25 protein-coding genes are annotated in these 22,586 nt (G+C 69.9%); 7 read left to right on the top strand and 18 right to left on the bottom strand.

Going from position 1 to position 22,586, the window contains the following annotated elements; all coding sequences use genetic code 11:
- The first annotated feature begins 5 nt into the window (after positions 1 to 5).
- The 6 genes from ASF44_RS18400 to ASF44_RS18375 all read left to right on the top strand — a co-directional run bounded on the left by ASF44_RS18400 (position 6) and on the right by ASF44_RS18375 (position 4,859).
- A complete protein-coding gene (locus ASF44_RS18400; RefSeq protein WP_056900674.1) occupies positions 6 to 797 on the top strand; it encodes an SDR family NAD(P)-dependent oxidoreductase in 792 nt (263 codons plus the stop codon).
- Positions 798 to 809: 12 nt separating this feature from the next.
- Positions 810 to 1,583, top strand: coding sequence for a crotonase/enoyl-CoA hydratase family protein (locus ASF44_RS18395; protein WP_056900673.1), 774 nt, complete (start codon positions 810 to 812; stop codon positions 1,581 to 1,583).
- A gap of 53 nt (positions 1,584 to 1,636) precedes the next feature.
- On the top strand, positions 1,637 to 2,287 hold the full coding sequence (locus ASF44_RS18390; protein WP_056900672.1) for a TetR/AcrR family transcriptional regulator: 651 nt from the start codon (positions 1,637 to 1,639) through the stop codon (positions 2,285 to 2,287).
- A 166-nt stretch (positions 2,288 to 2,453) separates the two neighbouring features.
- A complete protein-coding gene (locus ASF44_RS18385) occupies positions 2,454 to 2,651 on the top strand; it encodes a hypothetical protein (protein WP_056900671.1) in 198 nt (65 codons plus the stop codon).
- A 191-nt stretch (positions 2,652 to 2,842) separates the two neighbouring features.
- Complete coding sequence (locus ASF44_RS18380; protein ID WP_056900670.1) at positions 2,843 to 4,168, top strand: C4-dicarboxylate transporter DctA; 1,326 nt, start codon at positions 2,843 to 2,845, stop codon at positions 4,166 to 4,168.
- Positions 4,169 to 4,172: 4 nt separating this feature from the next.
- Positions 4,173 to 4,859 (top strand): GntR family transcriptional regulator, encoded by a 687-nt coding sequence (locus ASF44_RS18375; RefSeq protein WP_056900669.1) that lies wholly within the window; start codon positions 4,173 to 4,175, stop codon positions 4,857 to 4,859.
- A gap of 58 nt (positions 4,860 to 4,917) precedes the next feature.
- On the opposite strand, the gene ASF44_RS18370 is transcribed toward ASF44_RS18375, so the two are convergent.
- The 3 genes from ASF44_RS18370 to ASF44_RS32570 are packed head-to-tail and all read right to left on the bottom strand — an operon-like array spanning position 4,918 to position 6,355.
- Positions 4,918 to 5,463, bottom strand: coding sequence for a DUF4256 domain-containing protein (locus ASF44_RS18370; RefSeq protein ID WP_056900668.1), 546 nt, complete (start codon positions 5,461 to 5,463; stop codon positions 4,918 to 4,920).
- Positions 5,460 to 5,732, bottom strand: a complete 273-nt coding sequence (locus tag ASF44_RS32575) for a PaaI family thioesterase (RefSeq protein WP_255358208.1) — start codon at positions 5,730 to 5,732, stop codon at positions 5,460 to 5,462. Before ASF44_RS32575 ends, ASF44_RS18370 begins: the two co-directional genes overlap by 4 nt.
- Positions 5,733 to 5,755: 23 nt before the next feature.
- Positions 5,756 to 6,355 (bottom strand): PaaI family thioesterase, encoded by a 600-nt coding sequence (locus ASF44_RS32570; RefSeq protein WP_056900666.1) that lies wholly within the window; start codon positions 6,353 to 6,355, stop codon positions 5,756 to 5,758.
- A gap of 149 nt (positions 6,356 to 6,504) precedes the next feature.
- On the opposite strand from ASF44_RS32570, the gene ASF44_RS18355 reads away from it, so the two are divergent.
- Positions 6,505 to 8,139, top strand: coding sequence for an amidase (locus ASF44_RS18355; RefSeq protein ID WP_056900665.1), 1,635 nt, complete (start codon positions 6,505 to 6,507; stop codon positions 8,137 to 8,139).
- A gap of 77 nt (positions 8,140 to 8,216) precedes the next feature.
- On the opposite strand, the gene ASF44_RS18350 is transcribed toward ASF44_RS18355, so the two are convergent.
- From ASF44_RS18350 to ASF44_RS18280, 15 genes are all read right to left on the bottom strand, one after another.
- A complete protein-coding gene (locus ASF44_RS18350; protein WP_235579263.1) occupies positions 8,217 to 8,687 on the bottom strand; it encodes a DUF2127 domain-containing protein in 471 nt (156 codons plus the stop codon).
- Positions 8,684 to 9,901 carry an HD-GYP domain-containing protein gene (locus ASF44_RS18345; RefSeq protein ID WP_056900821.1) on the bottom strand — a complete coding sequence of 406 codons (1,218 nt, stop codon included), beginning with the start codon at positions 9,899 to 9,901 and terminating at the stop codon, positions 8,684 to 8,686. The genes ASF44_RS18350 and ASF44_RS18345 overlap by 4 nt, the downstream gene beginning before the upstream one ends.
- A 46-nt stretch (positions 9,902 to 9,947) precedes the next feature.
- Positions 9,948 to 10,748, bottom strand: a complete 801-nt coding sequence (locus tag ASF44_RS18340; RefSeq protein WP_056900663.1) for an enoyl-CoA hydratase-related protein — start codon at positions 10,746 to 10,748, stop codon at positions 9,948 to 9,950.
- Between the two features lie 7 nt (positions 10,749 to 10,755).
- The gene (locus ASF44_RS18335; RefSeq protein ID WP_056900662.1) at positions 10,756 to 11,970 is read right to left on the bottom strand and encodes an ABC transporter substrate-binding protein; all 1,215 of its coding nucleotides are present in this window, start codon (positions 11,968 to 11,970) and stop codon (positions 10,756 to 10,758) included.
- A gap of 36 nt (positions 11,971 to 12,006) precedes the next feature.
- Positions 12,007 to 13,284 carry an acyl-CoA dehydrogenase family protein gene (locus tag ASF44_RS18330; protein ID WP_056900661.1) on the bottom strand — a complete coding sequence of 426 codons (1,278 nt, stop codon included), beginning with the start codon at positions 13,282 to 13,284 and terminating at the stop codon, positions 12,007 to 12,009.
- A complete protein-coding gene (locus tag ASF44_RS18325; protein WP_056900660.1) occupies positions 13,281 to 13,643 on the bottom strand; it encodes a DUF6285 domain-containing protein in 363 nt (120 codons plus the stop codon). Before ASF44_RS18325 ends, ASF44_RS18330 begins: the two co-directional genes overlap by 4 nt.
- Complete coding sequence (locus tag ASF44_RS18320) at positions 13,643 to 14,638, bottom strand: phosphotransferase family protein (protein WP_235579262.1); 996 nt, start codon at positions 14,636 to 14,638, stop codon at positions 13,643 to 13,645. The genes ASF44_RS18325 and ASF44_RS18320 overlap by 1 nt, the downstream gene beginning before the upstream one ends.
- The gene (locus ASF44_RS18315; RefSeq protein ID WP_056900659.1) at positions 14,628 to 15,653 is read right to left on the bottom strand and encodes a branched-chain amino acid ABC transporter permease; all 1,026 of its coding nucleotides are present in this window, start codon (positions 15,651 to 15,653) and stop codon (positions 14,628 to 14,630) included. Before ASF44_RS18315 ends, ASF44_RS18320 begins: the two co-directional genes overlap by 11 nt.
- A gap of 5 nt (positions 15,654 to 15,658) precedes the next feature.
- Positions 15,659 to 16,531, bottom strand: a complete 873-nt coding sequence (locus ASF44_RS18310) for a branched-chain amino acid ABC transporter permease (RefSeq protein WP_056900658.1) — start codon at positions 16,529 to 16,531, stop codon at positions 15,659 to 15,661.
- 5 nt (positions 16,532 to 16,536) lie between these two features.
- Complete coding sequence (locus ASF44_RS18305) at positions 16,537 to 17,253, bottom strand: ABC transporter ATP-binding protein (protein WP_056900657.1); 717 nt, start codon at positions 17,251 to 17,253, stop codon at positions 16,537 to 16,539.
- A 106-nt stretch (positions 17,254 to 17,359) separates the two neighbouring features.
- Positions 17,360 to 18,166: an ABC transporter ATP-binding protein gene (locus ASF44_RS18300; protein WP_056900656.1), complete on the bottom strand. Its 807-nt coding sequence runs from the start codon at positions 18,164 to 18,166 to the stop codon at positions 17,360 to 17,362.
- Between the two features lie 69 nt (positions 18,167 to 18,235).
- Positions 18,236 to 19,414 carry an acetyl-CoA C-acetyltransferase gene (locus ASF44_RS18295; protein WP_056900655.1) on the bottom strand — a complete coding sequence of 393 codons (1,179 nt, stop codon included), beginning with the start codon at positions 19,412 to 19,414 and terminating at the stop codon, positions 18,236 to 18,238.
- A 52-nt stretch (positions 19,415 to 19,466) separates the two neighbouring features.
- Complete coding sequence (locus tag ASF44_RS18290) at positions 19,467 to 20,693, bottom strand: CaiB/BaiF CoA-transferase family protein (protein ID WP_162243836.1); 1,227 nt, start codon at positions 20,691 to 20,693, stop codon at positions 19,467 to 19,469.
- A gap of 15 nt (positions 20,694 to 20,708) precedes the next feature.
- Entirely contained in the window at positions 20,709 to 21,332 is a 624-nt protein-coding gene (locus tag ASF44_RS18285; protein ID WP_056900653.1) for a 2-hydroxychromene-2-carboxylate isomerase, read from the bottom strand.
- Positions 21,332 to 22,537 carry an ABC transporter substrate-binding protein gene (locus ASF44_RS18280; protein ID WP_056900652.1) on the bottom strand — a complete coding sequence of 402 codons (1,206 nt, stop codon included), beginning with the start codon at positions 22,535 to 22,537 and terminating at the stop codon, positions 21,332 to 21,334. The genes ASF44_RS18285 and ASF44_RS18280 overlap by 1 nt, the downstream gene beginning before the upstream one ends.
- Positions 22,538 to 22,586 lie beyond the last annotated feature (49 nt).

Raw genomic sequence — 22,586 nt, 5'->3', positions numbered from 1 at the left:
TGGAAATGCAAGACATCCTGAGCATGCAGGGCAAGGTGGCGCTGGTCACCGGCGCGGGCCAGAACGTGGGGCGCGAGATCGCGCGCTTCATGGCCGCGCACGGCGCCGAAGGCATCGTCGTCAACGACTACGTGCTGGAGCGCGCGCAGGCGGTGGCCGACGAGATCAACGCCGAGGGCGGCAAGGCCATCGCGCTGCAGGCCGACGTGAGCAGCCACGCCAGCGTGATGGCGATGTACGCCAAGGCCTTCGCGCACTACGGCCGCGTCGACGTGCTGGTGAACAACGCCGGCAATGCCGGTGCCAACCCCGACGAGGCCGTGCGCAAGCCCTTCTACGAGACCAGCCCAGAGGTCTGGAAGTCGTGGATCGGCGTGAACTTCGACGGCGTGATGAACTGCACCGCGGGCGCGCTGCCCGGCATGATCGAGCGCAAGGGCGGCAAGATCGTGACCATCATCTCGGACGCCAGCCGCTTCGGCGATGCGGGCCTGGAGGTCTACGCCGGCGCCAAGGCCGGTGCGGCGGGCTTCATGCGCTCGGTGGCGCGCGGCATGGGCCGGCACCACATCAACGCCAACTGCGTGGTGATCGCGGCCATGGGCACGCCGATGATCGAAGAGCGCATGGCCGCCGACCCCGAGCGCGCCAAGCGCATCCTCGAGAAATACATCATCCGCCGCCTGGGCAAGCCCAGCGACGTGGCGGCCATGGTGCTGTTCCTGAGTTCGGGCGCCAGCGACTACATCACCGGGCAGGTCTACCCCGTCAACGGCGGCTTCACCTTCGCGCTGTGAAAGGAACACCGCATGTCTGAACAACAACCCGTGGTGCTGACCGTACGGCGCGGCCACGTGCTGGTGGTGACGCTGAACCGGCCCGAGGTCAAGAACGCCGCCAACGGCGCGCTGGGCCTGGCCATGAACGCGGCGATGGACGAGCTGGACGCGACCGACGACCTGTTCGTCGGCATCGTGACCGGGGCCGGCGGCGACTTCTCGGCCGGCGCCGACCTCAAGGCCGCGGCCCGTGGCGAGCTGCGCGAGCGGCCGCCGCGCGGCGGCTTCGGCGTGTTCAAGCGGCCACCGCGCAAGCCCTTGATCGCCGCGGTGGAAGGCGTGGCCGTGGGCGGCGGCCTGGAGCTGTGCCTGTCGTGCGACATCATCGTGGCGGCCAGCAACGCGCGCATGGGCCTGCCCGAGGCGCGGCACAACGTGATCGCCATCGGCGGCGGCCTGTTCCGCCTGCCGCGCCGCATCCCCTACCACCTGGCCATGGAGCTGGCGCTGACGGCCGAACTGCGCGGGCCGGAGTTCTTCGAGCGCTGGGGCCTCGTCAACCGGGTGGTGCCGCCGGGGCAGGCGCTGGCCACGGCGCTGGAGATCGCCGAGAAGATGATGGCCAACGGCCCGACCGCGCTGGCCGCCACCAAGGAGATCGTGTTCCAGGGCACCAACTGGACCGAGGGGGAAGCCTGGGAGCGGCAGATGCCGATCGCCAACCGCGCCATCGAGTCGGAAGACCGCAAGGAGGGGCTGCAGGCCTTCGTCGAGAAGCGCAAGCCGGTCTGGAAAGGACGCTAGCGGGCCCGGTGCAGGCATGACGACAATGCGTCCCCAGTCCACAGCCTGCATCCATGGAACGTCCTGAAGACCCGGGCGACACGCCCAAGACCAATGCCGAACTCCGCGAGGTGGCGATCAGCCGCATGGTCCAGACCGCCATCCGGCTGATCGCGCGCGATGGCGCCTCCAGGCTCTCGCTGGTCGACGTGGGGCGCGAATCGGGCTACAGCCACTCGCTGCCCAACTACTACTTCAAGACCAAGGAAAAGCTGCTGCTGGAGGTCTACGGCTTCATCGTGGGCCGCTTCCGCACCCGGGCCACTGCGTGGGCGCGCGAGCACATCCCGGGCCGCATCACGCCCGGGCTGCTGAACATCGACGCCACCATCCGCTCGTACCTGGCGCTGGTGCGCGTGGACCCCGAGCGTTCGCGCGCCATGAACGTGATCTGGGCGGAGTCCTTCTCGACCATGCCGGGCCTGCTGAAGGAGGTGCGGCCGGCCAACGCGCGCACGCTGCTGTTCTTCGAAGAGGAGATCCGCACCGGCATGGCCAAGGGCGAGATCGACCAGGCCATCGACCCCCAGGGCCTGGCGATGGTGATCGTCTCGACGCTGCGCGGCGCGGTGTCGCAGTACCTGCTCGATCCGGACGGGGTGAACCTGGACATCGTCGCCGACACGCTCGTGGCCCTGTTGCGCAAGGGCGTCAAGCCGCCCTGAGGACATCGCCGGCCCCCATGGGTGCGGGCTGCTGGCGCCAGTGTTGCGGGCCGCCCGGACCGCAGCAATTCCTCGCGTGCGCCGTGGTCCAACGTCCGCTTGTCCTACCCGCGCCGCGCGCCGGCCAGCGCAACCATGGGCTTTCACCAACCGAAAGACCAAGACGATGACCGATCCACGCAACGTTGCCCACGACAAGAAGGTCCAACAGGCCAAGAAGCACCGCAACGAAGAGATCGCCCCGGGCGCAGACGCGACGCCGCAGCCGGGCAAGAAGACCCCCATGGAGCACCATGCGTCCGACACACCGAAGGCGCCCGACGAGGCCGCACCCGTGCCTTCCGAAGAGAAGCCGCTGAAGTAGGCGCCTGCGCCGCGGCACGTACGGGGCCGCTGCGCTGCGTGCGCTTCCGACCTTGTTCCGGCACGGCAGCCGGGACCTGGCGGGCCCCCGGCAACCCTCATGGATAACCCCATACTGGCGCGGACGACTCTTGTCTATATTTCTTGCATGCAAGAAATTTCGCATCTTGCATGCAGACAGGAGCTCTTCCCATGCGCTTTTTCCGTTCCCTCTTCGGCCAGGTCGTGATCGCGCTGGTGGTCGGCACCACGCTCGGCCTTCTGGTGCCCGACTTCGCCGTCAAGCTCAAGCCGCTCGGCGATGCATTCATCAAGCTGATCAAGATGATCATCCCGGTGCTGGTGTTCTGTGTGGTGGTGCACGGCATCGCGGGCGCGGGCGATCTCAAGCGCGTGGGCCGCGTCGGCGTGAAGGCGCTGATCTACTTCGAGGTGCTGACCACGCTGGCGCTCGTCCTGGGCCTGGTGCTCGGTTACTGGTTCGAGCCCGGCGTGGGCATGAACGTCGACCCCAAGGCGCTGGACCCGGCCGCCATGGCCGCCTATGCCAGCAACGCCGACAAGCTGACCAGCGGCGGCACGGTGGACTTCCTCATGAAGCTGATCCCCACCACCGTGGTCAATGCGTTCGCCACGGGCGACGTGCTGCAGGTGCTGCTGTTCGCGGTGCTGTTCGGCTGCGCGCTGGCGCTGCTGGGCGACGTGGGCCGGCCGGTGGCGCAGCTGGTGGACACGATGTCGCTGGTGCTGTTCAAGATCATGGGCATCCTGATCAAGCTGGCGCCGCTGGGCGTGCTGGGCGCCATCGCGTTCACGGTCGGCAAGTACGGCGTGGGCTCGCTCAAGCAGCTGGGCATGCTGGTCGCGCTGTTCTACGTCGCGGTGCTGCTGTTCGTGTTCGTGGTGCTGGGCACGGTGATGCGCATCTCGGGCTTCAGCCTGTGGAAGCTGCTGCGCTACCTGCGCGAGGAACTGGCCGTGGTGTTCGCCACCACCTCGTCGGACAGCGTGCTGCCGCAGATCATGGCCAAGCTGCGCCGCATGGGCATCCGCGATTCGACCGTGGGCCTGGTGATCCCCACGGGCTACTCGTTCAACCTGGACGCGTTCTCGATCTACATCACGCTGGCGGCGGTGTTCATCGCCCAGGCCACCAACACACCCGTGAGCATGACCGACCTGCTGGCCATCCTGGCCGTGGCGCTGGTCACCTCCAAAGGCGCGCACGGCGTGCCGGGCTCGGCCATCGTGGTGCTGGCTGCCACGCTGCACGCCATCCCCGCGATCCCGGCCATCGGCCTGGTGCTGGTGCTGTCGGTGGACTGGTTCATGGGCATCGCACGCGCGCTGGGCAACCTGGTCGGCAACTGCGTGGCCACGGTGGCCGTGGCGGCCTGGGAGGGCGACATCGACCGCGCCCGGGCGCATGCGGTGCTGAACGGCGAGCCGGTGGAGGACGAGGTGGTGGGCACGGACCCAGCATCGGCCCTGCCCGCCGGGGGCGCTGCGGCACACTAGCGCGATGCCCACCGACGTCAGCCCCACGACCATTGCCGAGCGCGTGGTCCAGTCCATCCTCGCGCAGAAGCTCGCCCCGGGCGAGCGGCTCGGCGAGCAGCAACTGGCCGACCTGTTCGGCGTGAGCCGCACCATGGTGCGCGAGGCGCTGATGCAGCTGCAGGCGCGCGGCTTCGTCGAGGTGCAGCCCAAGCGCGGCTGGTACGTGGTGCAGCCCTCGGCGGAGGAAGCACGCGATGCGTTCGCGGCGCGGCGCATCGTCGAAGCGGGCATCCTGGGCACCGAGGGCCGGCCGCTGGCCCAGACCATCCGCGCGCTGCGCCAGCACATCGCGCAGGAGCAGCAGGCCATCGACGGCGCCGATGCCGCCACGCGCGCCTTCCTGCTGGCCGATTTCCACGTCTGCCTGGCGCAGGAGATGGGCCACCGCCTGCTGTGCGACGTACTGCGTGACCTGACGGCGCGCACCACGCTGGCCGCCACGCTCTACCAGTCCAGCCACGAAGCCAGCCAGTCCTGCGCCGAACACGCCGCCATCGTTGCCGCGATGGAGCGCGGCGACATGGGCGAGGCGCGCCAGCGCATGCTGGAGCACATCGGCAACGTGGAAGAGGCCTTGCAGACCGAGCAGGCCGAGCTGTCGCAGGCAGACCGGCTGCGCGCGACCTTGTCGCCGCTGGCGCTGCCTTAGGCGCCTGCGCGGTGCGGCCTGCGGCACAGCGCGCGGCCTGGCGGCCGCGACGGCTGCGCTACACCTGCAGCATGCCGCGGAACCCGCGCGCCGCGTAGTACGACTGCACGCCGTTGTGGTACGTGAACACCTGGCCATAGCGCCGGTCGCAGAACAGCGCGCCACCCAGCGCGCGGACCTCGGGCGGCGTCGCGATCCAGCTGGAGGTCTTGGCATCGAACGCGCCGAGCTGCTGCAGCGCGCGGTATTGCGGCTCGGTCAGCAGGGCGATGCCCATGGCCTGCGCCGTCTGGACGGCGCTGCCCTGCGGCTTGTTTTCCTTGCGGGCGTCGAGCGCGGCGCCGTCATAGCACAGGCTGCGGCGCCCGGCCGGACTCTCTGCCGCGCAGTCGCAGAACAGGTAGCGGCCACTCGCCGCATCCATGCCCACGACGTCGGGCTCGCCGCCGGTCGACTCCATGGCCTGCAGCGCCGCCAGCGCGGCGGCGTTGCCATCGAGCCTGGCCAGCACATCGGCCCAGGCGATGCCCACGTGGCGCGGCAGGTGGCTGTCGAAACGCGCCTGCAGCAGCTGCAGCAGGCGGGCCTGGTCCTGTGCCTTCATGGGTTCGCCTCCGTCAGCAGGAAGTTGCCGCGCGCCACGGTGATGGGCTGATCCGGCCCCTTGCCCTGCCAGCAGCGCACCTGCACCAGCGCCACGCGCGCGCCAAGGCGCACGATCTCGCAGGAGGCGTAGGTGTCCTCCGGCCGGCCGCTGCGCAGGTAGTCGATCGAGAAGTCGATGCACTTGGGAAACTTGGCGCCGCCGATGGCCTCGATCAGGTGCAGCGTCGCGGCGCTCTCGGCGAAGCCGGCCACCACGCCGCCGTGCAGCGCGGGCAGCTGCGGGTTGCCGATCAGCTTGGGCTGGTAGGCAGCCGGTAGACCGGTGTGCTGCCGTCCTGGGCCAGGCGGATGCCGAGGTAGTCGGCATAGGGGATCACCACGCCCTGCAGCACGGGCGCGTCGGCGGCAGGCGGTGTCCAGGCCACGGCGTCGGCCGCCGTCGCCTGGCTCGCCGGCGCGGCCTGGCGGCGCGCGGGCGTGGCCAGCATGAAGGCCGCCTGCACGCTGGCCACGGGCTGCCCGGGGTCGGCCTGCCAGACGGCGCCGCGCACGAAGGCCACGTTGGGCGTCATGCGGTAGCAGTGCGTCTCGCAATGCAGGTCCTCGCCGGGGCCGGCGCGGCGCAGGTAGTCCATGCGCAGGTCCAGCGTGGCGATGGGCTGGCGTTCGCTCAAGGCCGTGCCCACGGCCAGTCCGCAGCAGGAATCGGCCAGCACGATCAGCGGACCGGGGTGCAGCAGCGCGCGGCCGGGATCGCCGAGCCAGTCGGGCCGGTCCGGCAGCCGCATGGCGGCGCGGCCCTTGTCGGCCGAGGTGACTTCGAGGCCGATGTCGGCCATCTGCGGTGTGCGCGCGACGAACAGGCGCTGCAGGTTGTCCAGGGAAAGCATCGCACGAGTATGCCCGCCGGGCCGCTGTGGGAATCCTTGCATTTGTCTGCACAAATACAAACCTTGTCGTGGCAAGGATTGCGCGCACTGTCATTGACACGCTCGCCCAATTGTCTATACAAATGAGATTTCTTCCATTCCATCCAGCCATGAAGAGTGATGACGCTGCGCAGTGGGCGCAGGACAGCTGGGCCTGGGCCGGCCGCTTGAGCGGTGTGGCGGCGGTGCCCGGCAGCGCGGTGGCCGCGGCCGAGGGCGCCCTGCGGGCGGCGCAGGCCACGGGCGCCGCAGCCGACCGGCAACTGGCCTGGCACATGGGACTGGCCCCGTTCGGCAAGTCGCTGTATCCCGCTGCATCGGCTGCATCGGCGCCAACGCCGGGGAACCCGGCCCCGCCGGTCCCACCGGACACGCCGGGCATGGTCGCGCAAGGGCTGGCGGACCGTGTGCGCGCGCAGGGCGAAGCCGCCGAGCGCCACGCCGGCACGGCCTTCGTGCGCACCCGCACTGCAGCGGCGGTGGCCCAGGCACGGGCGCTGGAGGCGCTGCCGCCGGCCGGGCGCGTCCAGCGGCCGCTGCTCGGCCTGGCCTATGCGCGCAAGGACATGTTCGACCGCGCCGGCGAGCCCAGCGAATGCGGCAGCCGCATCCTGCGCGGCCACGTGGCGGACGCGACCGCCACGGTGCTGGAGCGGCTGGACGCGGCAGGCGCCATCGACCTCGGCGCGCTGCACATGGCCGAGTTCGCGATGAGCCCGACCGGCTTCAACGCCCACTGGGGCCACGGGCGCAACCCGTGGTCGGGCAGCCACGTGTCCGGCGGCTCGTCCAGCGGCAGCGGCGTTGCCGTGGCGGCAGGGCTGGTGGGCGCGGCGCTGGGGTCGGACACGGGCGGCTCGGTGCGGCTGCCGGCCGCGATCTGCGGCGTGACGGGGCTCAAGCCCACGCAGCACCTGGTGTCCGTGCACGGCGTGATGCCGCTGGCACCCAGCCTGGATTGCGTGGGGTTCCTCGCGCCCTCGGCCCACGCGTGCGCCCGGTTGCTGTCGGCCGTCAGCGGCCCCGACCCGCGCGATCCGGCCTGCCTGGACGTGGCGCGGGCCGACTATGCAGCCGGCATCGGCGCGCCGCTGGACGGCAGCATCCAGGTGGCCGTGCCCCGGTTGCCGGCCGACGCACCGGCGTCCGACGAGGTGCGGGCCATGCTCGCGGCCGTGGTCGAGCAGCTGCGCGCCCAGGGCGTGCGCATCGCCGAGGTGACGCTGCCCGACCTGGCCGAACTCGGCCTGCTGTGCACCCTGGTGCTGGGCGCCGAGGCCGCCTCGATTCACCGGCGCTGGCTGGCCGAGCGCCCGCAGGACTATGGCGAGCAGGTGCGGCGCCGGCTGGAGCGCGGGCTGCTCTACCCGGCCGCGCACTACGTCGATGCGCTGCGGCTGCGGCCTGTGCTGCTGCAGCGTTTCCTCGCGCAATGCCTGCCGGGCGACACCCAGGCACTGCTGCTGCCGGTGCTGCCGCATGCGGTGCCGACGATCGCCGAGACCACGGCCGGCAGCGACGACGAGATCGAACAGCGCTTCGGCCACTTCTCGTTCTGGACACGCGCGATCAACTACCTGGGCGTGCCAGCGCTGGCACTGCCCGCCGGCCGCACCGGCAATGGACTGCCCAACGGCGTGCAGTTGGTGGGCCGTCCCTGCGGCGAGCGTGCGCTGCTGCGCATCGGCCACCACTACCAGAACGCCACCGACTGGCACCGGCGGACGCCCTCGCCTGAACCATGAGGCAGGCGCTGCAAAAGCCTCGCCCCGCCCCGATGCGGGCGCCGGCAGCAGCCAGGCCTGCGGCGCGCCGCCCCCGGTCAGTCGCGCCAGCGCGGCCGCGCGCCACGCTGGCGCAGCGCGCGCAGCATCAGCACCACGATGCCGGCGTTGAGCAGCAGCAGCGAGGCGCTGAGCCAGCCCGGCCGGCGCAGCAGCTCGGCCACCTCGAACGGCAGGTAGATGGCGCCGCTGCCCGCGGCCAGCCATTCGGCCCAGGCGCGGCCGCGCCACAGGCCGTAGGCCTCGCCCAGGCGCAGCAAGGCGTAGCCTGCGGCGCCCAGCGCCAGCAGCGCGAGCCGCTGGTCCTGCAGGTGCTCGGCGGCCTGCACGAAGATGTGCGGGTAGTGCGCGGCCGGGTTCATGTGCAGGTGCGCCAGCATCTGCAGCGCCAGCGCCTGCAGGTCGCGGTGCGCGAACGCCAGCAGCCCGGAGGCGCCCACCAGCGCCAGCAGGCCCTTGGCGGCCTCGAACAGCGCCACCGTGCGCAATGCGGGGCGTGCGGTGTTCACCATGGCTGCACGGGAAAGCCCGCCCACAGTTCGTTGAGGTCGTTGAAGTGCCATTGCTGCGAGTCCTCGCGCGAGACGATCTTCTCGTTGACGGTGCGCGACAGGTCCAGGATCTCGGGCACCAGCCGCAACTGCGCCTTGGTCGAGAAGAACACCTTGACCTTGGGCGTCGTCAGCGCGGGCGACTGCTCCACCACCACCGCCAGCCGGCCCGAACTGAGCTTCACGAGCGAGCCCACGGGGTAGATGCCAACGCTCTTGACGAAGGCCTGGAACAGCGACTTGTCGAAGTGCCCGCCGCTCCACTCGGCCATGCGGCGCACGGCTTCGGCCGGATCCCAGGCCTTCTTGTAGGGGCGGTCGGAGGTGACCGCGTCGTAGACGTCGCAGATCGCCGTCATGCGGGCGATGCGGCTGATGCCGGCACCCTGCAGGCGCTCCGGATAGCCGGTGCCGTCCATCTTCTCGTGGTGGTGCAGGCAGGCGTCGAGCACGGCATCGCCCACGTCGCCGCACTCCAACAGCATGGCGTGGCCATGCTCGGAGTGGCTGCGCACGACCGCGAATTCATCGTCCGTGAGCTTTCCCGGCTTGTTCAGCACGGCCAGCGGCACCCTGGCCTTGCCGATGTCGTGCAGCAGTCCGGCCAGGCCCGCATCGCGCGTCTGCTGCGTGTCCAGGCCCAGTTGGGCGGCCAGCGACACCATGAGCGCGCAGACCGCCACGGAGTGCATGTAGGTGTAGCTGTCGGCCGTCTTCAAGCGCGCCAGGCTGATCAGCGCGCCCGGGTTGCGCAGCACCGAATCGCAGACGTCCTCGACCAGCCCGCGCGCGGCCGACGAATCGGTCAGGCGGCCCATGCGCGCTTCTTCGAAGACGGTGGTGATGCACTCGCGCGCCTGGCCGCAGAGCTTGACGGCGGTGCGCAGCTCGTCTTCCATGCGGGTCGGCGCCGGCCGCTGCGGCGTGGCTGCGGCAGGCTCCGGCGCCGCCGCTGGCGTGGGCGGCGGCGGCGCCAGCGCGGCGTCGGGCAGCACGCTGCGCGCCAGATCGATCCAGGCGGCCTGCACGCCGGAAGCGCGGATGCGGCCCAACTCCTCGGCGGATTCGAGCAGGAAGTTCTGACGCCAGAACGGATGGTCCATCCAGGCGCCGTCGAAGCGGTGCAGGAACATCCCCAGGGTCAGGTCGGCGACGGGAACGCGCTTGAGCATGACGGCGCGCATTCTCGCCTACTCGCATGACCCGTCCGTTATGTGATCAATTGCGCGGAAAGATTGGGTCTCTTTTCTCGCGAAACGCCTTCACACCTTCGGCGAACGATGGCGCATCGAGCAACTCGCGCTGGCGTTCGGCCTCATAGCGCATCTGCTCCACGAGCGACACCCGGCCGGCCGAGTCGTAGGCCGCACGCACCTCGCGCGCCGCATGCGCCGGCAGCCTGGCCAGGCGCTGGGCCACGTCCAGGGCCTGGGTGCGCAGGTCGGCATCGTCCACGGCCGCCCAGATCAGCCCCCACTGCGCGGCCTGCTCGGCCGACAGCTTCTCGTTGAGCATGGTCATGCCGACCGCCCGCGCACGGCCGACGAATCGCTCCAGGAACCAGGTCGTGCCCAGGTCGGGCACGATGCCCAGCTTGGGCATGAAGGGCAGGTAGAAGTAGGCCGAGCGCGCGGCCACCACCACGTCGGCCGCCAGCGCGATGCCCACGCCGGCGCCGGCCGCCGGGCCGTTCACGGCACTGACCACGGGCATGGGCAGCGTGCGCAGGTCCTCGATGATGCGGTTGGACAGCGACTCCATGGTCTCGTAGCTGCTCTGGCCGACCGAGGTGCCGTTGCCGGCCATGTTGCTGGACAGGTCGGCGCCCACGCAGAAGGCCCGGCCCACGCCGGTCAGCACCAGCGCGGCCACGCTGCGGTCTTCGCGCAGCGTTGCCAGCCGCGCGCGCAGGGCGTGCTGCAGCTCCCGCGCGATCGGGTTCAGCCGCTCGGGGATGTTCAGGCTGATGACGAGGACATCGCCATGGCGCTCTTCGAGCAAGGGGTTTTCGATGGTCATGCTGGCCTCATTTCAAACTCAGGACGGAACCGATGGGGTCGAGGTCGACCCCGTTGTAGCGCACCGGCTGCAGCGCCGCGAACACGTGCAGGTCTTGCGTGGAGGTGCTGATGCTCACGCCGGGCAGCAGCATGGCGATCTTGGGTTGCTTCAGGCTGCTGGCGATGCGCCGCACGTTGTCGCGCGTGAGCTCGTCGCCGCACTCGCGCAGGATGTGCGCCATGAGCTGCGCGACGACATAGCCCGACACGCCCGAGGAGTTGTTCGGGTCCACCCCGGGCGCATGGTTCTTGAGCAGGGCCAGGTAGGCCTGCATCTCGGGGTCGGCGGCCCAGCGCTTGGCGGCAGGCTCTTTCCAGGCCGACAGCGTGATCGCGCCCTTGGCGCGCTCGGGCCCGGCCGGCTCGAACGCCATCTTCACCGAGGAGCCGGCCAGGTTCACGTAGCGGTCGGGCTCCCAGCCCAGCTCGGAGGCCTTGCGCAGCGCCTGCGCCACGGTGCGCGCGGTGGCGGCCAGCACCAGCACGTCGGCGCCGGCGGTCTTGAGCTGCACCACTTGCGAGTCCACCGTCGGGTCGGTCACCTCGAAGCTGGCCTGCGCCACGATCTTCGCGCCCTTGCCGGCCAGGCCCTGCTGCAGGCCCTTGAAGATCTCGCGGCCCAGGTCGTCGTTCTGCATCAGGATGCCGACCTTGGCACCGGGCTTATTGGCCAGGATGTGGGCCGCGAACACGCGGCCCTCGCCCTGGTAGCTGCCCAGGAAGGGCGAGGTCCACGGGAACTTCTCGCCGTCGTTGAACTGGCTGGCGCCGCTCTGCACGAACAGCTGGGGCACCTTCTTGGCGTTCATGTAGCGCTGGATCGCCAGGTTGGGCGCCGTGCCCAGATTGCCGAACATGGCCAGGATCTCGTCCTGCTCCACCAGCCGGCGCGCCACCTCCACCGTCTTGGGCGGCGAGTACTGGTCGTCGTAGACCAAGAGCCTGACCTTGCGTCCGTTGATGCCGCCCTGCTCGTTGAGCTGCTTGAAGTAGGCCTCGGCCACCTTGCCGACGATGGCGTAGCCCGAGACCGGGCCCGACAGCGGCATCGGCATGCCCAGCACGATCTCGGTGTCGCTGGCGCCGGGGTCGTACTTCTTGTGGGCCAGGGCCAGGCCCGGCGCGGTGCCGGCCAGCACGGCCGCGGCGGCCAGGGCGATCTGTCGTCTGTTCATCTGCATGCTTGTCTCCTCTTCTCGCTCTTGGGTGAAACGGATTCAGTGCTTGCCCTGCCCCATGTAGCCGAACAGGTGGCCGGCCACCTTGCGCATCTGGATCTCTTCGGAGCCTTCGGTGATGCGGTAGCGGCGGTGGTGGCGGTAGATGTGCTCGAAGGGCTTGTGGCGCGAATAGCCCATGCCGCCGTGCACCTGCATGGCGCGGTCGGCCGCCTCGCAGACCAGTCGGTTGGCCCAGTAGTTGCACATCGACACCTTGTCCGACAGCCGCTTCTCCACCTGCGGCTTGGGCATCTGGTCCATCTGCCAGGCCGTCTTGCGGATCAAGAGGCGCAGCATTTCCACCTGGGTCGCCAGCTCCACCAGCGGGAACTGGATGCCCTGGTTGCGCGCCAGCTCCTCGCCGAAGGGCTTGCGCTCGCGCGCGTAGCGCACGCTCTCTCGCACGCAGTAGTCGGCCGCGCCCAGGCTCGATGCCGCCTGGCGGATGCGGTTCTCGTGCACGAAGTGCTGGGCGATGGCCAGGCCGCCGTCCAGCGGGCCCAGCAGCGCGTCTTCCGGCACCCAGACGTTGGTGAAGCTCACGCGCGGGTGGTCGGTCGGCATGTTGAAGGTCCAGAGGTATTCCTCCACCTTCACACCCTCGGTCTTGGACGGCACCAGCAGCGCGCTGATGCCCTTGGCCGCGCCGTCATCACCGCTGGTGCGCGCGAACACCAGGCAGTGCGTGGCGATGTGCATGCCGGTGGTCCACATCTTCTCGCCATCGATGCGAAAGCCGGCACGGCCGCCGCGCGTCTCGCGCACGGCGCGCGTCTCCATGTGCGTGGCGTCCGAGCCGTGGTTGGGCTCCGTGAGCCCGAAGGCGATCTTCAAGCGCTCGTCCAGCATGCCCTGCGTGAACTCCTGCTGCTGGGCTGGTGTGCCGAAGTCGCGCAGGATCAGCACGAAGGGGTTGTTGGCCACGATGGAGTGCTCGTTCTGCAGGTCGTTGTGCAGGCCCAGCCCCTTGGCCGCCAGGTGCTCGCGGATCACGGCCATCCAGAGGTTGCTGCCGTCCTGCCCGCCGAACTCCCTGGGCAGCGCAAAGCGCAGGTGGCCGGCCCGGTCGGCGCGCCGGCGCGCCTCGCCCAGCAGGGCCTCCCATTCGTGGCGTGGCAGGCCGCCATTCTCGAAATCGGTGCGCGCCCATTCGCGCCGGTGGTCGAAGAAGCGCTGGTTGTCGTCCTGCTGCTGCAGCGGATCGATCTCGCGCACGATGAAGTCGTCGAGTTCGGCCAGGTAGGCCACGAGGTCGGCTGGAAGGTCGAAGTTCATGGTTCCGCGGAATACCCGGGTTGGTCGATGGCGAGCCTGGCGGCCGTCGTGGCTTGCAGGTGCGCGAGCAGGCCCGGCGTGGAAAGGTCCATCGCGCCCGCGGCGATGCGTTCGCACAGCAGGCGGTTGGCGGCTTGCAGATCTGCTGGCGTCTCTGCCCCCAGCAACGCGCGCAAGCCCTCGGCCTCGCGGGCCTGGGCACTCGCGCCCTGCTCCGCCTCGCGCTGCGCGATGGCCAGCGCATTGGCGGCCACGCGCACCTGGTAGGCCAGTGCGCCATCCGTGGCGGGCAGCACGCGTTCACGCAGGAACTGCGCCACGGCCTGCAGCAGCTCGGGTGCGTGCGGTCGGTCCTGCATCAGCGGCTCTCCTCGGCCAACAGGGCCAGCAGGTCCGACTCCACCTCGGACACGCGCCGGCCGATGGCGGCCTTCTCCAGTTCGGGTTCGGAGCCGTCGATCCAGGACTGCACCATGGATTCGCAGACGACGCCCCACTTGAGCGTGCCCAGCATCTCCCACCAGCGCAGCCGCCCCGCGTCGAGCCGGCCGCCCGCCTCCACGTAGCCCGCGCAGAGCGCCTCGCGCGTGCCGAAGCCGCCCACCGGCAGCGCCTTGCCACCGCCGAAGCGCCAGGAGCGCACGCAGATCCAGCCCAGGTCTTCCATCGGGTCGCCCAGGTGGGCCAGCTCCCAGTCGAGCACGCCACGCAGCCCGTCGGCATCGACCATGAGGTTGCCGTTGCGGAAGTCGCCATGCACCAGCACGGGCCGGTCCACATCGGCGGGCGCGTGGCGCGCCAGCCATTGCAGGGCCAGCGCGAACACCGGCCGCACCGTGCCATGGCTTGCGTGCAGGCCGGCCTGGAAGTCCAGCTCGGCGCGCGCGCAGGCCGTGCGCAGCACGGGCAATCGTTCGGTCGCCAGGCCGTGGATGCGTGCCATGGCCGCGCCGCACTGCTGCGCCAGCACACGGCGGGCACCGGCCAGCGCCGGGTCGCGCACGATGCGCCGGCCCAGCGTCTCGCCCTCCAGGCGGTCCATCACGAAGCCGTCGCCGGCACCGTCGTCGGGCTGCAGCACGTGGCGCACGGCCGGCACCGGCACGCCGGCGCCATGCGCCGCGGTGATCAGCACCGCTTCGTTGGCCAGGCCAGCGGAGCCATGGTTGCGCCCGTGTTCCACGGTGGCCGCGCGACGCAGGATCAGCGGTGTGCCGGCTACCGTGAAGGCCCAGGTCTGCTGGCTCGCGCCGCCCGACAGGCGGCGCAGGTCCGCTACCGGGCCGCCGCCCGGCACCAGCCGACCGGCCAGTGCCTGCAGGGCCTCCAGCAGCTGCGCACGCTCATCCGGCACGGCCGAAGCGCGCCTGGATCTTGCGCAGCAGGCCCACCACGCCGCCCGGCATGGCGAACATGAAGATGATCAGCACCACGCCGTAGACGGCCCAGGGCGCGGCCTTGGACACCTTCTCGGCGAAGGTCGGTACGAACATGATGAAGATGGCGCCGAAGATCGCGCCGTACAGCGTGCCCACGCCACCGACCACGATGCCCACCAGCAGCGAGATCGACAGGAACAGCGTGAACGAATCGGGCGCGACGAACTGCACCGCGATGGCCGACAGCGCGCCGCCCACGCCCGTGAACGCGGCCGAGACGCCGAAGGTCATGGCCTTGTAGTGGTTGTTGTCCACGCCCATGGCCTCGGCCGCCATGGCGTGGTCGCGGATCGCGCGCATGGCGCGGCCGCTGCCGCTTTGCAGCAGGTTGTGGGCGATCACGAACATGACCACTGTGACCAGCAGCGAGAACAGGTAGACCCATTGGTCTTCCGTGAGCGGCAGGCCGAACGGCGCGCCCGGCTTCATGAGCACGATGCCCTGCACGCCGCCGGTCCACTGCTCCAGGTGCTTGTACTTGAGCAGCTGGGGCATGGCCACGCCCAGTGCGAAGGTCGCCAGCGCCAGGTACAGGCCTTCGAGCTTGAGCGCCGGCCGGCCGAACAGGTAGCCGACGATGAGGCAGACCACGGCCGCCGACGGCACCGTGAGGAAGTACGGCATGCTGGCGTGCTCCATCAGGATGCCCGTGGTGTAGGCGCCGATGGCATAGAAGGCGCCGTGGCCCAGCGAGATCTGGCCGTTGTAGCCCGTCAGGATGTTCAGGCCCAGCAGCGCGATCGCGTACGACAGCACCATGGTGGCCTGGAACAGCTGGTAGCCCTTCAGGAAGAAGGTCAGCGCGATGGCCAGCAGCACCAGCAGGCTGACCCAGGCCAAGGTCGTGCGCGACGCGGCTGGCCGGGTGGCTGCGGCGCCGGCAGGGGAGGCAGTCGGGATCGGCAAAACGGAAGAGACTTGCGTGTTCATGGCGTTCAGACCCGCGTGACGATGGTGCGGCCCATGAGGCCGGAAGGCTTGACGATGAGCACGCCGACGATCAGCACCAGCGCGACCGACAGCTTGAGCTCGGTGCCCACCACGTAGGTGCCGATCAGGTTCTCCAGCACGCCCACGATGAAGCCGCCGAGCACGGCGCCCACCGGGTTGTCGATGCCGCCGATCAGCGCACCGGCGAAGGCGTACAGCAGCACGCCGCTCATCATGTGCGGGTCGAGGAAGACCACGGGCGCCACCATCATGCCGGCCACCGCGCCGATGGCGCCGGCCAGGCCCCAGCCCAGCATCAGCATGCGGCCCACGTTGATGCCCACCAGCCGCGACGACGCCGCGTTCTGCGCCGCGGCGCGCATGGCCAGGCCCAGCGGCGTGAAGCGGAAGAAGCTGAACAGCAGGGCCACCACGCACAGCGTGACGAAGATGGCGCCGACCTCGTGCGCCGACATCAGCGAGCTGGCGAACCAGGCGTCCGACGGGAAGGGGCTGGGGAACTGCTTGATCGTGTAGCCGAACAGCCAGCCCGCCAGGCTGTGGAAGATCACCAGCAGGCCGATGAACACCACCACGACGGAGAGCACGGGCTTGTCGTGCATGGGGCGGATCACGGTGAACTCGACCACCGCCGCGAGCACGAAGGACAGCACCACCGTGGCCACGAAGGCGGCCCAGTACGGGAAGCCTGCCTGCATCAGGCTCCAGGCGATGAAGGTGGAGAACATCGCCATCTCGCCCTGGGCGAAATTGATGTGGTGCGTGGCCTGGTAGATCATGACCAGGGCCAGCGCCACGCTGGCGTAGATGCCGCCGGTGGCCAGGCCCGCCAGCAGTTGGTGAACGAAGGCGTCCATCTTGTCTATTCCCCCAAGTACGCGCGGCGCACCGCGTCGTTGCTGCGGATCTCGGCCGAGGGCCCGGACAGCACGATGCGCCCGGTCTCGATCAGGTAGGCGGTGCTGGCCAGTTCCAGGGCCAGCTTGGCGTTCTGCTCCACCAGCAGGATGGAGACGCGCTCCTCCTGGTTGATGCGCCGCATGATGGAGAAGATGTCCTTCACGATCAGCGGCGCCAGGCCGAACGAGGGCTCGTCCAGCAGCAAGAGGCGCGGCTTGCCCATCAGCGCGCGGCCGATGGCCAGCATCTGTTGCTCGCCGCCCGACAGCGTGCCGGCCTGCTGGGCATGCCGCTCCTTCAGCCGCGGGAAGTAGCCGTAGACCTTGGCCAGGTCGTCCTCGATGCCGGCCCGGCTTGCGCGGGCGTAGGCGCCCAGGCGCAGGTTCTCCTCGGTCGTCAGGCCCAGGAAGGTGCCGCGGCCGTCGGGCACATGGCCCACGCCGGCCTTGGCGATCTGCTCCGTGGCACGGCCGTCGATGCGCTGGCCTGCCAAGGTGATCGTGCCCTGCGTGCTGACCATCATCTGGCACAGCGCGCGCAGCGTGGTGGTCTTGCCGGCGCCGTTGGCCCCCAGCAGTGCGACCACTTCGCCTTCGGAGACGTCGATGTCGATGCCCTGCAGCACGCGCGTGGGGCCGTAGGCGGCATGCAGGCCGCGGACTTCCAGAAGCTTCGTCATGGGGTCACCTCCGAACCGTCGTGTCGTTCAAACGTCGCGCAGGTCGGCGCCCAGCGCCATTCGCACGGTGTCGATCCCCGCAAGCGGGGCCCCTCGCCAAGTGTGCTCATGCCACGGTCTCCGTCTCGTCTTCACCCAGGTAGGCCCGGATCACTTCGGGGTGCCGGCGTACCTCGGCCGGCGTGCCTTCGGCGATCTTCTTGCCGAAGTTCAGCGCGACCACCTTGTCCGACACGCCCATCACCAGGCTCATGTGGTGCTCCACGAGCAACACGGTGACGTGGCGCCGGTTGCGGATGTCCAGGATCAGCTCGCCCAGGCTTTCCAGTTCCTCGTGGTTCAGGCCGCAGGCCGGCTCGTCGAGCAGCAGCAGCTGCGGCTCCGACGCCAGCGCGCGCGCCAGTTCCACGCGCTTTTGCGTGCCGAACGGCAGATCGGCGACGGTGCGTTCGGCCACCGGGCCGAGCTGCAGGAAATCGATCAGCTCGTGCGCACGCGCAAGTGCCTCGGCCTCGATGCGCGCCACGCCGGGCAGCCGGAACGCGTTGCGCAAAAAGCCCGCATGGTGCTTGCTGTGGCAGCCCACGAGCACGTTCTCCAGCACCGTCATCGTGCGGAACAGCGCCAGGTTCTGGAAGGTGCGGCCGATGCCCAGGCCGGCCATCTTGTGGCGCGGCAGGCTGGCCAGCGGCTGGCCTTCGAATTCGATGCGCCCGCTGCTGAAGGTGTACAGCCGCGACAGGCAGTTGAACAGCGTGCTCTTGCCGGCGCCGTTGGGCCCGATCAGGCCGCAGATCTGGCCGCGCGCGACGTCGAACGACACGCCGTCCAGCGCCACGATGCCGCCGAAGCGCACCGTCACACCCTCGATGTGCAGCAGGGGCTTGTCTCCACGATCACGGTCATGTGCCATGCATCGGTCCTTTGTTCTTGGTTGGGAACCCGGCGGGCGCTGCCGCGGCACACGCCGGGAAGGCGTGGCTCAGAGCCGCTCGATGATGGTCACGTTGGCCATGCCGCCGCCTTCGCACATGGTCTGCAGGCCGTAGCGCTTGCCGCGCTGGCCCAGCGCGTGCACGAGCGTGGTCATGAGCTTGGTGCCCGAGGCGCCCAGCGGGTGGCCCAGCGCGATGGCGCCGCCGTTGACGTTCAGGCGCTCGGGGTCGGCACCGGTGGCCTGCAGCCAGGCCAGCGGGATCGGCGCGAAGGCCTCGTTCACCTCGAACAGGTCGATGTCGGAGATCGACATGCCGGCCTTCTTCAGCGCGCGCTGCGTGGCCGGGATCGGCGCCTCCAGCATGATGACCGGGTCGTGGCCCAGCACGCTCATGTGGTGGATGCGGGCCAGCGGCTGCACGCCCAGGGCCTTCAGGCCGCGCTCGTTGACGACCATCACGCCGCTGGCGCCATCGCAGATCTGGCTGGCGCTGGCCGCCGTGCAGCGGCCGCCTTCGGCGATCAGCTTGACGGCGGCGATGCTTGCCAAAGTGGCCTCGTAGCGGATGCCTTCGTCGGCCAGGTGCTGCTCGCCGGGCTCGCTGCCGTCGGCCATGCGCACGGCCACGGGCAGGATCTCGTCCTTGAAGTGGCCGGCCTGCGTCGCCGCGATGGCGCGCTGGTGGCTCAGCAGCGCGAACGCGTCGAGCTGTTCCTTGGACAGGTTGTAGTTCTTCGCGATCTGTTCGGCGCCCGTGAACTGGCTGAACTGGATGCCGGGATAGCGCTTCTGCATGGCAGGGCTCATGTAAGTGCCCAGGCCGGCCTTGGCCGCCAGGATGCCGGGGGTGCCCATGGGCACGCGCGTCATGCTTTCCACGCCAGCGGCGATCACCACGTCCATGCTGCCCGACATCACGGCCTGGGCCGCGAAGTGCAGCGCCTGCTGCGAGGAGCCGCACTGGCGGTCGATCGAGGTGCCGGGCACGGACTCGGGCAGGCTGGAGGCCAGCACGGCGTTGCGCGCGATGTTGGTCGATTGCTCGCCGGCCTGGCCCACGCAGCCCAGGATCACGTCTTCGACCAGGGCCGGGTCGGCACCGGTGCGGGCCACCAGTGCGTCCAGCACCTGGGCGGCCAGATCGGCGGGGTGCCAGCCGGCCAGCCGGCCGTTGCGGCGGCCGCCGGCCGTGCGCGTGGCGGCGACGATGAATGCTTCTGCCATGGGACAAGTCTCCTTCGGGATCGGGTTCTGGCGGGATGTTCGCGGCGGCGCCTCAGCGGGGCGTCGTCGGAACGGACGATTTTGGAAACGCTGCCGGCGCACCGAGCACGCCGGCCTCGCGCCAGGCGTCCTGCTGCGCCGCATCATGGCCCAGTTCGCCCAGCACATCGGCCGCATGCTGGCCCAGGTGCGGTGCCGGGCCGGGTGCCGCCGCAGGCGTGCCGTTGAAGCGCGCGGGCGAGCGCGGCAGCCGCGCGCGGCCGAGCTCGCCGTGGTCCACCTCCACCAGCGTGCCGTTGTGCAGCACCTGCGGGTCGGCCAGCACCTCGTGGCGCTCGTTCACGCGGCCCACGGGCGCGTTGTGCGCGCGCATGCGCTGCAGCATGGTGGCGGTGTCGATGGCGGCGGCGCTGGGGTCGAGTTCCTCGCGCAACGCGGCCGCGTGGCGGAAGCGCCCGTCGACGCTGGCGAAGCGCGGATCCTGGGCCAGCTCGGGCCGGCCGAAGCCTGCGCACACGGCCGCGAACTCCACGGGCTGCGGGCCCGAGGCCACGGCGTAGCCGTCGGAGGTCTTCCAGGGCTTCTGGCTCACGCCGAACTCGGGCGAAGGCGGCGGCGCGTCGTCGAGCCAGATGTGGTTGTACATGGCGTCCGGCCACTGGAAGGACACGGCCGCGTCCAGCATGGCCAGCTCCACCCACTGGCCCTTGCCCGTGCGCGTGCGCGCCAGCAGGGCCGCGCAGATAGCCTGCGCGGCCGTCAGCGCGGTGAGCTTGTCGCACAGCGCGGCGGCCAGCACCTGCGGGTCGCCGCTGACCTGGTTGCGGTGCGAGGCGCTGATGCCCGAGACGGCCTGGATCACGGCGTCGTAGGCGCGCTCGCCCGCGTTGGGGCCGGTCTGGCCGAAGCCGCTGATCGACAGGTAGACCAGGCGCGGGTTCAGCGCCAGCAGGGCTTCGTGGCCCAGGCCCAGCCGGTCCATGGCGCCGGGGCGGAAGTTCTCGACCAGCACGTCGGCACGCTGCGCGAGCTCGCGCACGATCTGCTGCGCAGCCGCTTGCTTGAGGTCGAGCACCAGCGAGCGCTTGCCGCGGTTGGCGGCCAGGAACATGGCCGAGATGTCGGCCTTGCGCGGGCCGATGCGGCGCGAGGTGTCGCCGTCCGGCGATTCGATCTTGACCACGTCGGCGCCCTGGTCGGCCAGCATGCCGGCCGCAATGGGCCCCGACAGCACGGCCGACAGGTCCAGAACGCGAATGCCCTCCAGGGGTCCTGCCATCGTCATCTCCTTGTGTTACCAGCCACCACGGCGCAACCAGTCATCGACCAGATTCAAACGGTCGGCGCCCCAGAACATTTCACCATCGACCACGAAGGTCGGCGTGCCCCAGACGCCTGCAGCCACGGCTGCATCGGTCTCCACGCGCAGCCGCTCCTTGGCGGGCGCCTGCTGCACGGCGGCGGCGATGTCCAGCTGCGCAGCGTCCAGCCCCACGTTGGCGGCGGCCTGCGCGATCTGCTCGGGCGTGTTGGGCGGCGTGGCGCGCACATGGTGCCACTCGAAGATCTCGCGCGCGAAGCGCTTGGCCAGGACGGGATCGAGGTCATCGATGAGCCAGAACGCGCGGCAGGCGTTGGCGCTGATGAAGTTCGAGAGGCCCCCGGACTTGAACGGCAGGCCGAACCAGCGCGCCATGCGCGGCACGTCGCGCTTGTAGTAGTCGCCCTTGAGCGGCACCTCCAGGAACGGCCGGGTCTGGCCCAGCTTGTCCTGCATGATCCCGCGCATGTAGAACGCGCGCCAGCGCACGCTGCGGCCGTGCTGCGCGGCCAGCGCGTCGATGCGCGTGGACGCGAAGTAGCCGTAGGGCGAGAGGAAGTCGAACCAGAAGTCGATGGGCTCGGCGGTGGAGGCCATCAGAAGCCGATCACGTCGCCCACGTTGACGAACTTGTCGCCGTCGAAGCGCGTGAGCTGCATGGCGCGGATCACGCGGTAGTCGTCGGCGCTGGTGTTCACGCGGATGCCCGGGATCAACAGCGGCAGCTCCACGTTCTTGAGGCTGGTGGCCTGCTTCATCACGTTCTCGCGCGTGAGCTCGTCGCCGCACTGCTTGAGCACGTGCACCATGAGCTGCGAGGCGCTGTAGCCGTTGTAGCAGACGCGGTCCGTCGGGTCGCCGTCGGGGTAGTACTGCTTCATGAAGGCGTGGTAGTCCTTCACGCCAGCGTCGTCCTTCCAGCCGGGGTCGCTCGGGTCCTTCCAGTAGGTGGCCGAGAAGATGCCCGTGGACCGCTCGCGCCCGGCCGGCACCATGGTGGTGTTGACGCCCGAGGCCGAGCCGATCAGGTAGTAGGCCGGCTTCCAGTTCAGCTCGTGCGACTTGCGGATCGCCTGCAGCGCCTGCTTGGGCAGGCTGATGTTCATGAACACGTCGGCGCCCGAGGCCTTGAAGCCCACGATCTGCGAATCCACCGTCGGGTCGGTCGGCTCGTAGGTGGCCTCGGCCACGATGTTGCCGACCTTGTTGCCCAGCCCGGCCTTGAAGCCGCGCACGAAGTCGCGCCCGTAGTCGTCGGCCTGCGACAGCACGGCGATCTTGGCGTTCGGGTTGGTCTTGACGATGTGCGTGGCATAGACCGCGCCCTCGATCTCGTAGCCGGCCAGGAAGGCCATGCTCCAGGGTGCGTTCTTGGGGTCGATGAAGCGGCTGGCCCCGGTCGACAGGAACAGGTGCGGCACCTTCTTGGCGTTCATGTACTTCTGGATCGCCGCGTTCGGCGCCGTGCCGAGCTGGTTGAACATCAGCAGCACGCCCTCGGACTCGACCAGCTTGCGCGTCGTCTCCACCGTCTTGGGCGGCGAGTAGGCGTCGTCCAGGCTCAGGAAGTTGATCTTGCGGCCGCCCACGCCGCCCTGCTCCTCGTTGATCTTGCGGAAGTAGGCGTTGGCGGTCTTGCCGAACACGCCGAAGGCCGAGGCCGGGCCGCTGTAGGGCACGGTGTTGCCGATGCGGATCTCGGTGTCGCTGGCGCCCGTGTCGTACTTCTTGGCGAAGGCGGGCAGCGGCAGCCAGGGGGCGCTGGCAGCGGCCAGCAAGGCGGTGCGGCGGGTGAAGGCCATGGTCTTGTCTCCTGTCTCTTGGGGGGGTGCGCCGACCGGCATCGGCGGC

This window comes from Pseudorhodoferax sp. Leaf274 (genome assembly GCF_001422445.1).
GTDB lineage: Bacteria > Pseudomonadota > Gammaproteobacteria > Burkholderiales > Burkholderiaceae_C > Pseudorhodoferax.
The sequence above is the reverse complement of the archived record's forward strand: the minus strand, read 5'-3'. Positions and strand labels throughout refer to the sequence as shown.